Here is a 12505-nt window from a genome sequence, read left to right as displayed (position 1 = left end):
GTACGGATTGCGACCACTCATCCCGCCACCCAAGCGAACCCCGAACGCCTGACCGGCAGAGACGCCCCAACGCCACCCCATCGAGCGACACCAAACCCGGCATTACAGTGCGAACCGCACTCTGAGAGGCTGACAGCCATGGACTGGAAACCCCGAGCGTCGGCGCTGGCGGATGCTGTCGTGCATCCGGCGTCGCGCTGGCACGGCCCGCTGTCCGCCACACCCCGGCACCTGTTCGTGCCCCGTTGGTGGCGCCGCCTGCCCGAATCCGGCTGGACGTTGCGCGAGGGCACCGCCGACCCTTCCCGGTGGGCGACCGCCGCCTACAGTGACCGCACCCTGGTGACCCGCGTCGGCTCGCTGCATGCCGACCACGCCGCCGACCAGGACCACCCCGAGGGCCTGCCCACTTCCTCCAGCACCCTGCCCACCCTAATGGTGGCGATGTACCGGCACGCCATGATCGTCGAGGGCGCCGACGTGCTGTGCGTGACCGGGTCCGGCTACGGCACCGCACTACTCGCCCGCCGACTGGGCGACCGCGCGGTGACCAGCATGGACATCGACCCGTACCTAGTCGACGCGGCCCGCGAACGTCTCGACCTCATCGGCGTTCACTCGGGGGTGTACATCGCCGACATCACCGGCCCCCTGCCCGGCACGTTCGACCGGATCGTGTCCACGGTCGGTCTGCCCGGCATCCCGCCGGGTTGGTTGACCGGACTTCGCGACGGAGGCCGGTTCGTCACGAATTTGGCTGGCACCGGTCTGGTGATTGCTGCCGACAAGACCGCGGACGGCGGTGCTCGCGGACACGTCACGTGGGAACGGGCCGGTTTCATGGCCACCCGGACCGGCCAGGACTACCCGCAGCCGCCCACCACCCGACACGCCTGGACCGACGACGCCGACGACGTCGCCACCGGCCGGTACCCCGTCATCCAGGTAGCCGAGACGTGGGAACTGATGACCTCCCTCGCCGTCGCGGTGCCGGGTGTGCAGCACGGGTACAACGAGGACGACGGCGTACGGACGGCGGTCATGGTCCACGCCGACGGTTCATGGGCCCGCGCCACCGGCCGCCGGGGCGACCGCCCCACGGTGCACCAGGCAGGCCCCCGCCGTCTGTGGGACATTTTGGACGCCATCCGGCACGACTGGCTGACGGACGGTTCCCTGCCCGTTTACGGCGCCACCGCGATGGTGGACCCGGATGGAACCCTTCGCCTCACCCGCGGATCGTGGCAGACGATCATTCCGGCCGCCGTGTCGTCCGTCGAACCGGCCAGCTCCAGCCCGACAACCTGACAGATGCCACAGCGAACGCCGCTGCCCAGCCTTCTGCGACCCGAAGGCAGGGCAGCGGCGTTCACCACGAAAGTGCCTTGGGGCAGCCGCCCAACCTCGTGAATCCACGCAGCTGCGGTGCGGCCCCGACCCCGCCGCACCAACACCAACCGGCGGCCGGGGCTTGCCGTTATCCGCCGAGGACACTCCGGCAGGCGCGCACCAGGTCCGGCCGCAGACCCTCCCGGCCGCCCTGGACACACAAATCCGCACCTTAGACCGGGCAAGGAGCGTTGAGCCCTAACTAAGTTCCTCCACGTCGCCGCCTTCGTCCCGCTCATCCGACGGGAGATCAGAAACGGTTTACTTGGCATGCGCATGCCATTCTCTGAAGCGGTCGATTCGGAGAGGCTCCGTGTGGTGCAGGGCGTCCGGCAATCGATCCTCAGCCGGGGTCAGTACCCGCGACCAGCACCCGGAAGCCCAGCAGGACGCACTCCGCGCGGCCGACTGCGAGAAAGTCTTCACCGACAAGGCCTCCGGCAAGCTCGCCCGCCGCCCCGAACTCGATAAGGCCCTCCTCGTACTCCGCGAGGGTGACCAGCTCGTGGTCACCAAACTCGACCGCCTCGGCCGCTCCCTGGAGAACCTCGGGCGTTTCCCCTTGATCGTGGACACCCTGATCATTGGATCGTGAAGATCCCTAGGACAGGAGTTCCCGTTGGGGACGTCGAAGTACACCCCTGAGTTCCGAGCCGATGCCGTCGCGCTGTACCGCGCGAGCCCGGGGCGTACGTACGCCTCGGTGGCCAAGGACCTGGGCGTCAACCACGAGACGCTGCGAGTCTGGGTACGTGAGGCCGAGCAGGCCGCCGTGCCCGGTACCGCTGAGGCCACCGCCCTGGCGAGGGAGAACAAGCAGCTCAAGGCCCGGGTCAAGGAACTCGAGCTCGAGCGGGAGATCCTGCACCGGGCGGCCAAATATTTCGCGGGAGAGACAAACTGGTGAGGACCCGTAATTTAACTACTGCCGGAGTTGATCTCGCCGTCGTGGTGCTCGATCAAGCGCTTCAAGGCTTCGAGTGTGCGGGGAGGGTGGGGCCTGTGGAAGACGAGGACTCTGGCGAGCTCGGGCCCCGCGAAGGCCAGCATCGCCTTGGACCTCCCCGCGTGGTAGCTCAGCACGTTGCGCTTGCGGCCCATCAGTTCGGCCGCGAGGGTCAAGGTGACGGTGTTGCGGCTGCGGAGCACGGCGGCCAGGACGCGGTGGCGGTGATCGAGGGTGCCGAAGCCGGGGTTGCGGCCGCGACCGTCCCTTTCTGCGCTCTGGCGTTCAGCTTCGGTCAGGAGCAGTTGGCACGGTTCGAGCTGGAGCACGAGCTGCTCGAAGTGTTCTCGGGTCATGCCAGTGAGCGCGGGGTGGGTGAGGAGGAAGGTGGCCTCGGCCGGAATCGGAGGGCCCGAGTCGTCCCGTGGAGCTTCCAGAAGCTGCTGGCCGGGGTCCTGGGGGGCGATGGTGTAGTTCCACTCACCATGGAACTTATCGCGTTCGACGCGTCGCTCGGCGCTCTGGCGTTCGGCTCGGGTGAGCACGCGCCCGGTGGGGTACGCGTTCTCGTCCAGCATGACCTGGACGGTCAGTCCGGTGCTGGTGCGGGTGGCCGAGATGGTCTCCAGCAGTACCTCGTAGCTTGTCAGCGGCTGCCCGCGCAGGCTGTGGGTGATCCGGGAGAACAGACGGTGTTCCACTTTGTTCCATTTTGAAGTACCTGGCGGGAAGTGCATGACGGTGATGCTCAGCCCGCACTCGTCGGCGAAGTCGGACAGGCCCATCTTGAACAGACGGGAGCCCGCCGAGTTAGCGCCTCCAGAATCGGCGGTGACCAGCAAGCGGTTGGTGCTGGGGTAGTCGAGGCGCCCTTGGACCTTCCACCAGCGGCGCAGGGACTCCACCGCGAAGGCAGCGGTGTTGCGGTCGGTGCCCACATTCACCCAGCCGCTGTCGCGGCCCAGGTCGTAGATACCGTACGGGATGGCGAACGGAGTGTCTGGTCCGAAGAAGTCGTGATCCGGGGCAGTGATCGGCTGCCCTTTGGGGCGGTAGGTGCGGCCGGGGCGTGCGAAGTCGCCGATCGGTTCCTTCTGCTTCGCATCCACACTCACCACCGGCAGGCCCTGCGCCAGGAAACTTTCGGCGGCGGTGTTGATGTGACGGAACTGGGCGTCTCGGTCGGGCACCTGACTGCCGGCCCGAGTCTTAGCCATGCCCTGCAGACTGAAGCCCATTGCACGCAGCAGACCGCCGACCACCGGGGCACTGACCGGATGACCAGCAACGGTCAACTCCTGGGACAAGTCCCGCAGCGAGGCAGTGGTCCAGCGCAACGGGGACACCGGATCACCCACCGCACGCGGCTCGATCAACAACTCGAGTGCCGCCGGCAGACCAGGGTCGCGCTCGGCAGCGGACTTGCGCCCGCCGCCCGGTCTGCGTACCCGCCCCAACGCTGTTGCTCCGACCGCGAGTTCTGCACGCCCTCGTGCGACAGTCGACTCCGAGACTTCGGCCAGCCTGGCCACGGCCCCGATCCCTCCATGCCCCAGAGCCTCCGCCTCGGAAGCCAAATACAGACGGCGCTGCCGCTCGTTCAGATGCGGCAGCACCACCGCGAACTTCGCATCCAATACCGCCAGGACTTCATCTGGAATCGCCACAACAGCCCAACTGCATGGCGCCACCGAGGTATCGGCCAGAAACCGGCAGTAGTTAAATTACGGGTCCTGATCCGCTTCCAGTTCGTTGCCGACCACCACGACGCCTACGGCGTAAAGCGGCTGTGCACCCTCCTTGCCATCTCCCGCTCGAGCTCGAGTTCCTTGACCCGGGCCTTGAGCTGCTTGTTCTCCCTCGCCAGGGCGGTGGCCTCAGCGGTACCGGGCACGGCGGCCTGCTCGGCCTCACGTACCCAGACTCGCAGCGTCTCGTGGTTGACGCCCAGGTCCTTGGCCACCGAGGCGTACGTACGCCCCGGGCTCGCGCGGTACAGCGCGACGGCATCGGCTCGGAACTCAGGGGTGTACTTCGACGTCCCCAACGGGAACTCCTGTCCTAGGGATCTTCACGATCCAATGATCAGGGTGTCCACGATCAAGGGGAAACGCCCCCCGCGGCGGTGACGTCACCGGGGTGATCTTCCATGCGGACCGCGGATCGCAATATACGTCGGCCGCGTTCGCGCAGGTCTGTGACCGGCACGCCATCCGCAGGAGCATGGGCAGGGTCGGCTCGAGCTATGACAACGCCCTGGCCGAGAGCTTCTGGCAGGGACTGAAGCGAGAAGCAATGCACGGGAAGCTGTTCGTGACGATGCGACAGGCCAGGCTGGAGATCTTCCAGTGGCTCACCTACTACAACGCCCGCCGACGCCACAGCGCGCTCGACTACCTCTCTCCAATGGAGTTCGAACAGCAGCACCGCAAGACAGTTAAACTTTCACTCGCAGCATGAACCCCTGTGTCCACACTCCGGGGGTCACCTCACCAGCCGACGCGACCGCGCCATGGGCACGCCAGGCGCCGAACCCGCACCGGGCGAAGCCTGGGGGGCAGTGGAGTGACCCACTGCCGGGCGGGCGGAAGACGCCCGACGGCGCCGGAGCGGACCCGGCATTGCCGCCGGGCGGCGGGATGGTGCCGCCTGTGTTACCGGGCGGGGGGACGGGCCCGCCCGGAGCAGGGGCGGTGATACCGGTCGGGCCGGTGATCGGGTTCAGGCCCGTCGCGCCGCCCCCCTCCACTCGATCGGCGGCGCGCGAGGATCAGCGGCTGCTGCCGTACGGCAGGAGCGCCATCTCGCGGGCGTTCTTGATGGCGGCGGCGAGCTTGCGCTGCTGCTGGGCGGTGACGCGGGTGACGCGCCGGCTGCGGATCTTGCCGCGGTCGGAGATGAACTTCCGCAGCAGGTCGGTGTCCTTGTAGTCGATGTACGTGATCTTGGCCGCGTCGAGCGGGTTCGGGCGGGACTTCACGGGCTTGCGGGCTTCCTGGCGGCGTGCCATGAGCGTTCTCCTTGGTACAGGGGGGGTGGGACGTCCGGGTGTCAGACGGGGTCGAGGAGCGAGTCGAAGGCGGCGGGAAGGTGCTTCCAGCCGTCCCTCCCCGCCTCGTACTCGGCGTCCGTGAGCAGGCATGACTCCAGGAGCCGCTCCAGTCCGTCACGGTCGAGACCGGGCGAGGTGAAGACGAGGTGCTGGCAGCAGTCGCCGTGCTCGGGGTGCCAGTCCATGGCCGCGGCGGCCCGGCGCATCGGCGGGACCATCTCCCAGGCGGCGTCGGGCAGTGACGCCAGCCAGGGGCCCGCGTTCTCCACGCAGAGGGCTCCGCCGGCGGAGTCCCAGGCGAGCAGGGTGTCGGGGCGGTCGGCGAGCCAGAACCTGCCGCGGCTGCGCGCGGCGGCGCAGCACAGGTCTTCCAGTGCTTCGTAGAGGCGCTCGGGGTGGAAGGGCCGTCGGCGGTGCCACACGAGTGTGGTGACTCCGGCGTCGTCGGCGTCCTGGGGCAGGAGTGCGCACGCGGGGTGCTGCGCCGCCGCGGCGGCCTCGATGTCGAAGCCGGCGAAGGCCGCTTCGGCGAGTTCGCCGGAATCGGCCGCGACCTGGCGGGCGGTGGGGTGCAACTGGGCGAGGAGCGCGCGGTCCTCGTCGTCGGCTTCCTCGTTGTCGACGAGGGCGAGGACGGGCGCGTACTCCAGCTGACGGGCCCAGGTGTCCCCCACCGTCCGCTGATCGGTCGGCGCGGCCGCCAGGCCGGCTTCGGCGAGGTCGTCGCCGTTGGCGAGGTAGGGCAGCACGAGCGCGGGGTCCACGGCGGTGATCACGTTGGTGAGGACCACGTCGTCCCCACCGTGTTCGACCACGACCTCCGCCATCCCCTTGGGCTCGACCGAGTCCCACAGCTCGACGACGGCGAGCCGGGTCAGGCCGGCGCCGGCCAGCCGCTCCAGCTCGGGCACGAGGTCCTCACGCAGCGCGCAGCACGCACAGTCGTTGACCAGCGGCGCACCGTCCTCGGACAGCAGCCCGGTGGCGTCGCGGATCAGGCGGCGAACCGTTCCGCCGGCCGCGCCGGTCAGGTCGTGGTGGAGGGCGACGCTGCCGGGGACGGCCCGCAGGAGCCGGTCCACGACCTCCTTGCGGGCGTCGGCGTGGATACCGGCGACGATGACGACAGGCAGTCTGGGGTCCGGCGCCATCAGCGGGCCCCGTAGCGGCGCTCGAAGCGTTCGACGCGGCCGGCGGTGTCCATGACGCGGGCGGTGCCGGTGTAGAAGGGGTGGCTCGCCGAGGAGATCTCCACGTCGACGACCGGGTAGGTCTCGCCGTCCTCCCACTCGACCGTCTTCTGGCTGGTCATGGTGGAGCGCGTGAGGAACGCCGTGCCGGAGGCGCTGTCGCGGAAGACGACGGCGCCGTAGGCGGGGTGGATGCCGGGCTTCATGGGGGTGTCCTTCGAGGTGGCAGGGGCGGTGGGGCGGGGGTCAGCGCTCTTCGCGGAAGTCGACGTGCCGGCGGGCGACGGGGTCGTACTTGCGCAGCACCAGCCGGTCCGGGTCGTTGCGCCGGTTCTTGCGGGTGACGTAGGTGAAGCCGGTCCCCGCGGTGGAGCGCAGCTTGATGATCGGGCGGATTTCGTTGCGTGCCATGACGCTACTATATGGGAATGGTTTCCATTTCCAACACGGGATGGTCCCGAGAGAGGCAGGTAACACACCCATGTCCGCCCACTGCCAACTGACCGGCGCCAAGCCCGGATTCGGCAACAACATCTCCCACTCGCACCGGCGCACCTCGCGCCGTTTCGACCCGAACATCCAGCACAAGCGCTACTGGCTGCCCAGCGAGGGCCGCAACGTACGCCTGACCCTGAGCGCCAAGGCGATCAAGACGGTGGACACGATCGGCATCGAGGCGGCCGTGGCCCGGATCCGTGCCCGCGGGGGGAAGGTCTGATGGCGAAGAAGAGCAAGATCGCGCAGAACGGGAAGCGCAAGGAGGTCGTCGAGCGGTACGCCGCGAGATGGGCCGAGCTGAAGGAGATCATCCGCCGCCCCTCGTCCACCGCGGAGGAGCGCGGGACCGCGCTGGCAGAGCTGCACCGGCAGCCACGCAACGCGAGTGCCACCCGGGTCCGCAACCGCGACAGCGTCGACGGCCGCCCGCGCGGCTACTTGCGCAAGTTCGGACTCTCCCGGGTCCGCGCCAGGCAGCAGGCCCACGCCGGCTTCCTCCCCGGGGTGACGAAGTCCTCCTGGTGATCCCGGTCGGGTGACACACCAGAACCTCCTCATGAGGGAAAGCGGAGCGGTCCGGCGGCGTCCGAGCGGTGAACAAACTCTGAGCCGCGAGGAGGCCGCCGGATGGCTCAGCCTCTCGTGCCACGAATCCCGACTGCCCGGGCAGCGGGGACGTGGTCGCCGCGGAGGTGGTCATCCCGGCGGCGGACAACGGCCGCCGGGTGTGCCTGCCGCTGCACGGGCGTTGTCAACTTGCTGGAGCCCGCGATGGCGTGATCGGGGTCGGGACGTGTCTGCCTCGGGTCGTGGCCTGGTTCAGGCGGTCGCGGGCAGGCCGGCGCCGGTGGCGATGTGCCTCCAGGTGGTGAAACGGTCGGTCATCTCGGCTCGGTAGTCGGGTGCAGAAAGCCGGTGTCGGTGGGGTCTGAAGTGCGGGGAGATCCGGCTGAAGGCGGCCAGGAAGCGTTGGGCTGAGCCGGCGGAGCGGAAGCCCTTCATGGCGCGTTCGCGTTGCCGGGTGGGCTGGTGCGTGTTCTCCGCCCGGTTGTTCAATCCCTTGTGCGAACGATGCTCGACCGACGGCATCACCTCCCGGAGGGCGGCGCCGTAACTACGGAGCTTGTCGGTCACCACCACCCGCGGCACCGACCCGGTGCCCTGGAGCAGTTTCCTGAAGAAACGCCTGGCCGCGGCCTTGTCCCGACGATCGGTCACCAGGATGTCCAGGACATTGCCGTCGGCGTCGACGGCCCGCCACACGTACTTCAGCTCACCGTTGACCTTGAGGAACACCTCGTCCAGGTGCCACTTGTCGCCCGGCCGTAGCTGGCGCCGACGCAGGGTGGCCGCGTAGAGGGGACCGAACTTCCGCGCCCACTGACGGACCGTCTCGTACGACACGACAATGCCGCGCTCCAGCATCATCTCCTCCACCTCACGAAAACTGAGTGGGAAGCGGTGGTACAGCCACACACAGTGGCTGATGATCTCCGGCGGGTAGCGGAAACCCCGGTACGACAGCACCCGAACCGACTCCACAACCAGCCTCTTCCACCGGCGACGATCTACCTGATGATCATGACACTCGGGCAGGCGTCAGCCAAGTTGACAACGCCGTTTCACTACCTGGAGGCACATCGCCACCGGCGCCGGCCTGCCCGCGACCGCCTGAACCAGGCCACGACCCGAGGCAGACACGTCCCGACCCCGATCACGCCATCGCGGGCTCCAGCAAGTTGACAACGCCCCGCCGATGCTTCTTTGCGTCCGTCACCACCCTTACCGAGTAAGGGCCTTGGTCATCCGATCGAGCTAATAACCGCACACCAGTCCACCACCTCGTGATCCAAAAAGTGCGAAACACGAGGGGGTAAGCATGGTCAACCCGCCCGCGCCTCAGGTCCTGGCCGCCGTCGCCCAGCACGCCCCGCACCTGCTGCCCGCAGCCCGGCCCAGCCGCCGGGGCGTCTTTGGCTGGTGGCGCAGGCGCTGACAGCGCCCGCGCCACCGGGTGCGGCTCAGTTGTCCGCGAGTGCGGACAGCGCGTCCTCCACGGCCCGGTGGAACGTCGGATAGGCGAAGATCATGTGCCGCAGTACCTCCACCGGGATCTGGGCCTGCACCGCGACCGCCAGCCCGTACAGCACCTCCCCGCCGGTGGGCCCGGCGCTGGTCGCACCGACCAGGACACCGCGGTCGGCGTCCTCGACGAGCTTGATGAAGCCCTCGTTGCCCGCCTTGTGGATCCAGCCGCGCGCGGAGGACGGCACCTGGGCGGTGCCGGTGCGTACCCGCAGGCCGCGCTCTTCGGCCTGGGCCTGGGTCAGGCCCACCGCGCCGACCTCGGGGTCGGTGAAGGTGACCCTGGGCACGGCCCGGTAGTCGGCGTCCGGGCCCGGACGGCCGAGGATCGCGCGGACCGCGATCTGGGCCTGGTACATCGCCACGTGTGTGAACGCCCCGCGGCCGGTGACATCGCCGACCGCCCACAGACCAGGTGCGGCCAGCATCTGACCGTCGGTCTCCAGGGCCCGGGCATTCGGGTCGAGTCCGACCGTGTCCAGCCCCAGGCCGGTCAGGTCGACGGTCCTGCCGGTGGCGACCAGCAGCCGCTGCCCGGTCACCTCCTCACTCCCGTTCAGGGTCACCGTGAACAGGTCACCGCTGTGGCCCACCCGCGTCGCACGGACGCCGGTGCGCACCGTGAGTCCCTCGGTTGCCAGTACCTGGGCGAGCATGGCGCCGGCCTCGGGCTCCTCCATGGGTACCAGGCGCTCGAGCGCCTCCACCACGGTGACCTGGGTGCCGAAGCGGGCGAAGACCTGCGCGAGTTCCAGGCCGATCGCACCGCCGCCGAGCACGATCAGCGAGGCGGGAGGCTCCTTAGCCGCGATCGCGTCCCGGTTGGTCCAGTACGGCGCCTGGTCCAGGCCCGGCACCGGCGGGATCTGCGGACGGGTGCCGGTGGCGAGCACCACGGCGCGCCGGGCGGTGAACAGCTGCTCGCCGACCCGGACCTGGCCAGGGCCCACCAGGGAACCCCGACCCCGGACGAAGTGCCCGCCCTTGCCGGTGAAGCGGTCGACGGCCACCTGGTCGTTCCAATCGTCGGTAGCCTCGTCCCGGATCCGATCGGCCACCGGCACCCAGTCCGGCTCCACCCGCGCCTGCCCGGCCATGCCGGGGATCCGGCGCGCCTCGGCGAGCAGGTTCCCGGCCCGGATCATCATCTTGCTCGGCACACAGCCCCAGTACGGGCACTCACCGCCGACCAACTCCGCCTCGACGCCGACCACGTCGAGACCGGCCTCGGCCAGCCGCTCGGCGACGTGCTCACCGCCCGGGCCCGTCCCGACCACCACGACTTCGGTTTCCCGCGTCATCAGCAACTCCTCCTCGACCGGTTCGACGTACCCCACCCCTGGGACGCTTCGGAAACCCGCCAGGCGGCCCCGAACCTTCCCCGTTGCGGCACCGGGCTCAGCACCGCCGGGACACGGCGGGCGGACAGGTAGCCGAAGCTGGCGACCAGGAACGGCACCAGATAGTTGACCGCGACGCGCACCCACGTACCGGTGTCGGCCTGGCCGGCGCCGATCACGGCGCCCTGGTTCACCGCCGACAGCAACGTTCCCACGACGACGGAGACCGGCCCAGCGGTGCGCCCACACAGCAGCAGCCGAACGGCCTCACCCGGCCGTGTCCACGTCGCCGGGAACCCCGGACCGGCTCGATCCGCCCATCGCATACACCCCTGTTCCCGGGCTTGAGGCGACACCAGCGGTGAGCGTCCGCAGGGCCCGCCGCCGATGGAAACCCGCCGCCGCCCACGCCACTTCCCCTGCCACCCATCTTCCCCTGCCACCCGTCGCACCGGCCACCCCGCGCGGCGCGCCGGTCGGACGCGGTGGCGGCCGGGGGAAGGTGCGCCGGGCCTTGGCGGGTTTCGGTTCCATCGACGATGTCCCCACCCGTGAGATGAGAGCTGCGCATGATCTTCCCCAAGGCCCTCGCACCGCCCGGGCCGGGCCGTGCAGATACCCACCGCATGCTCTTCGCCGCGACGGCGCTCAGCGTCTCCGCCGTGGATCAGACGGGCAAGGCATGGGCGGTCCGCTCCTGGCGCGGCGTGCCGGGGCAGGGGCCGCTGCGCGCCGAGCTGGTCCGCAACGCCGGTGCGGCCTTCGGGCTGGGCCAGCAGTGGACCGTGGTGATCTCGCTCATCACCGTGGCGGCCCTGGCGGTCCTGGTGTGGGCGGGTCTGCGAGCCCGGGGCCGCGGCCGGGTGCTGGTGCTGGCGCTGATGGCCGGCGGCGCGGCGGGGAACGGAGCGGATCGGCTGCTGCGCGCTCCCGGCGCGCTGCACGGCGCGGTCGTCGACTGGATCAAGGTGCCCGGCTACGGCCCGGTGTTCAACCTCGCCGACGTGGCGCTGCGGGCCGGGGCCCTGCTGGCCGTCCTCCTGCTGCTTCGGGGCCACCGCCACGGCACTACCACCGCCTTGCCCGTGCCCGCACCACCCGCGGCGCGGCGATAGTGGATGCCATGTCCTGGTCCGGCTACCTCGCCGACTTTCACCAGCACCACCCCGGCGTCACCGAGGCCGTGCTGAAGCGCGCACACGACCGCGACCGCACCCCCTACCAGTGGCTGCTCGATGCGCTCCCCGCCGAAGGCAGCGTCCTGGACCTGGCCTGCGGCAGCGCCCCACTGTGGCCCGCCCTCCAGGGGCGGCGTTACATCGGCGTCGACACTTCCCCCGCTGAATTGGCGCTCGCCCGGGCTAGAGGGGCGGGCCAGCTGCGGCTCGCGGACGCCACGGCGCTGCCGCTGGCCTCGGGAAGCATGGACACGGTGGCCTGCGCCATGGCCGTGCAGATCATCACGCCACTGCCCGCGGCGCTGGGCGAGATCAGCCGCGTCCTCGCACCGGGCGGGCTCCTTGTCGCGCTCGTCCCCACCCACTCCCCACTGCGCGCCGCCGACGCCGTGTGGGTGACCGGACTGCTCGGCACACTCGGCCGCACCATCGGCTACCCCAACGACACCGCGCTGCGTGCGCGCACCCTGCCGCTCCTGCTCGGCGCCGCGGGGCTGCGCCTGGCCGACGACCGGAAGCGCCGCTTCGCCTACCCGCTCCGCACCCCGGCAGACGCCGACCTGCTCCTGTCCTCGCTCTACCTCCCCGGCATCTCGCCAGCCCGGCTGCGCGCGGCACGCCGGTGGCTGCACGCACTGGCCGCCGCCCACGTCGCCTTGCCGGTGCCGCTGCGGCGCATCGCCGCCGTCAAGGCACGCTGACCCCGCAAGGGACCCAGCAGGCACCGGCGAGCGCTACGAGCGGATGGTGGCGCGACGCTTCACCCAGGCGATGGTTGCCGACCGGGGCTGGGTCAGAGACGAGGAGGTCGACGCCTTCCTCGCGGC

Annotated in this window: 16 protein-coding genes and 1 pseudogene; 8 read left to right on the top strand and 9 right to left on the bottom strand. The window is 69.9% G+C overall.

Annotated features, from left to right (window positions below; genetic code table 11):
• The first annotated feature begins 138 nt into the window (after window positions 1–138).
• From QMK24_RS35375 to QMK24_RS35365, 3 genes are all read left to right on the top strand, one after another.
• Window positions 139–1308 carry a protein-L-isoaspartate O-methyltransferase family protein gene (locus QMK24_RS35375; protein ID WP_283470966.1) on the top strand — a complete coding sequence of 390 codons (1170 nt, stop codon included), beginning with the start codon at window positions 139–141 and terminating at the stop codon, window positions 1306–1308.
• Window positions 1309–1702: 394 nt separating this feature from the next.
• Complete coding sequence (locus QMK24_RS35370; RefSeq protein WP_283470965.1) at window positions 1703–1984, top strand: recombinase family protein; 282 nt, start codon at window positions 1703–1705, stop codon at window positions 1982–1984.
• A 24-nt stretch (window positions 1985–2008) separates the two neighbouring features.
• Window positions 2009–2296 (top strand): transposase, encoded by a 288-nt coding sequence (locus tag QMK24_RS35365; protein WP_283470964.1) that lies wholly within the window; start codon window positions 2009–2011, stop codon window positions 2294–2296.
• 11 nt (window positions 2297–2307) lie between these two features.
• On the opposite strand, the gene QMK24_RS35360 is transcribed toward QMK24_RS35365, so the two are convergent.
• Together QMK24_RS35360 and QMK24_RS35355 are read right to left on the bottom strand one after the other, a co-directional pair.
• Window positions 2308–4002 carry an ISAzo13 family transposase gene (locus QMK24_RS35360; RefSeq protein ID WP_502962697.1) on the bottom strand — a complete coding sequence of 565 codons (1695 nt, stop codon included), beginning with the start codon at window positions 4000–4002 and terminating at the stop codon, window positions 2308–2310.
• 104 nt (window positions 4003–4106) lie between these two features.
• Window positions 4107–4382 (bottom strand): transposase, encoded by a 276-nt coding sequence (locus QMK24_RS35355; RefSeq protein ID WP_502962698.1) that lies wholly within the window; start codon window positions 4380–4382, stop codon window positions 4107–4109.
• Window positions 4383–4453: 71 nt separating this feature from the next.
• On the opposite strand from QMK24_RS35355, the pseudogene QMK24_RS35350 reads away from it, so the two are divergent.
• Window positions 4454–4795: pseudogene (locus QMK24_RS35350) on the top strand (integrase core domain-containing protein); the annotation flags it as partial.
• A gap of 310 nt (window positions 4796–5105) precedes the next feature.
• Here the strand turns inward: QMK24_RS35350 and rpsR are convergent.
• Genes rpsR through rpmG form a run of 4 tightly spaced genes read right to left on the bottom strand, consistent with a single transcriptional unit; the run spans window position 5106 to window position 6988 of the window.
• Complete coding sequence (rpsR, locus tag QMK24_RS35345) at window positions 5106–5345, bottom strand: 30S ribosomal protein S18 (RefSeq protein WP_283470963.1); 240 nt, start codon at window positions 5343–5345, stop codon at window positions 5106–5108.
• 41 nt (window positions 5346–5386) lie between these two features.
• The gene (locus tag QMK24_RS35340) at window positions 5387–6538 is read right to left on the bottom strand and encodes a CobW family GTP-binding protein (RefSeq protein ID WP_283470962.1); all 1152 of its coding nucleotides are present in this window, start codon (window positions 6536–6538) and stop codon (window positions 5387–5389) included.
• Entirely contained in the window at window positions 6538–6783 is a 246-nt protein-coding gene (locus QMK24_RS35335; RefSeq protein ID WP_283470961.1) for a type B 50S ribosomal protein L31, read from the bottom strand. Before QMK24_RS35335 ends, QMK24_RS35340 begins: the two co-directional genes overlap by 1 nt.
• Window positions 6784–6823: 40 nt before the next feature.
• Complete coding sequence (gene rpmG / locus QMK24_RS35330) at window positions 6824–6988, bottom strand: 50S ribosomal protein L33 (protein ID WP_037929581.1); 165 nt, start codon at window positions 6986–6988, stop codon at window positions 6824–6826.
• 70 nt (window positions 6989–7058) lie between these two features.
• Between rpmG and rpmB the strand changes: the two genes are divergently transcribed.
• Both rpmB and rpsN read left to right on the top strand, forming a co-directional pair.
• Window positions 7059–7295 (top strand): 50S ribosomal protein L28, encoded by a 237-nt coding sequence (rpmB, locus tag QMK24_RS35325; RefSeq protein ID WP_283470960.1) that lies wholly within the window; start codon window positions 7059–7061, stop codon window positions 7293–7295.
• Window positions 7295–7600: a 30S ribosomal protein S14 gene (rpsN, locus tag QMK24_RS35320; protein WP_283470959.1), complete on the top strand. Its 306-nt coding sequence runs from the start codon at window positions 7295–7297 to the stop codon at window positions 7598–7600. The genes rpmB and rpsN overlap by 1 nt, the downstream gene beginning before the upstream one ends.
• 294 nt (window positions 7601–7894) lie before the next feature.
• On the opposite strand, the gene QMK24_RS35315 is transcribed toward rpsN, so the two are convergent.
• The 3 genes from QMK24_RS35315 to nrtS form a co-directional block, all read right to left on the bottom strand.
• The gene (locus tag QMK24_RS35315) at window positions 7895–8617 is read right to left on the bottom strand and encodes an IS6 family transposase (protein ID WP_283470958.1); all 723 of its coding nucleotides are present in this window, start codon (window positions 8615–8617) and stop codon (window positions 7895–7897) included.
• A gap of 479 nt (window positions 8618–9096) precedes the next feature.
• Complete coding sequence (locus QMK24_RS35310; RefSeq protein ID WP_283470957.1) at window positions 9097–10461, bottom strand: dihydrolipoyl dehydrogenase family protein; 1365 nt, start codon at window positions 10459–10461, stop codon at window positions 9097–9099.
• The gene (nrtS, locus tag QMK24_RS35305; RefSeq protein ID WP_283470956.1) at window positions 10461–10826 is read right to left on the bottom strand and encodes a nitrate/nitrite transporter NrtS; all 366 of its coding nucleotides are present in this window, start codon (window positions 10824–10826) and stop codon (window positions 10461–10463) included. The genes QMK24_RS35310 and nrtS overlap by 1 nt, the downstream gene beginning before the upstream one ends.
• Before the next feature lie 243 nt (window positions 10827–11069).
• On the opposite strand from nrtS, the gene QMK24_RS35300 reads away from it, so the two are divergent.
• Together QMK24_RS35300 and QMK24_RS35295 are read left to right on the top strand one after the other, a co-directional pair.
• Window positions 11070–11615 (top strand): signal peptidase II, encoded by a 546-nt coding sequence (locus QMK24_RS35300; RefSeq protein ID WP_283470955.1) that lies wholly within the window; start codon window positions 11070–11072, stop codon window positions 11613–11615.
• A gap of 8 nt (window positions 11616–11623) precedes the next feature.
• Window positions 11624–12379, top strand: coding sequence for a class I SAM-dependent methyltransferase (locus tag QMK24_RS35295; RefSeq protein ID WP_283470954.1), 756 nt, complete (start codon window positions 11624–11626; stop codon window positions 12377–12379).
• Window positions 12380–12505: the final 126 nt, after the last annotated feature.

This window comes from Streptomyces sp. PH10-H1 (genome assembly GCF_030063355.1).
GTDB lineage: Bacteria > Actinomycetota > Actinomycetes > Streptomycetales > Streptomycetaceae > Actinacidiphila.
The sequence above is the reverse complement of the archived record's forward strand: the minus strand, read 5'-3'. Positions and strand labels throughout refer to the sequence as shown.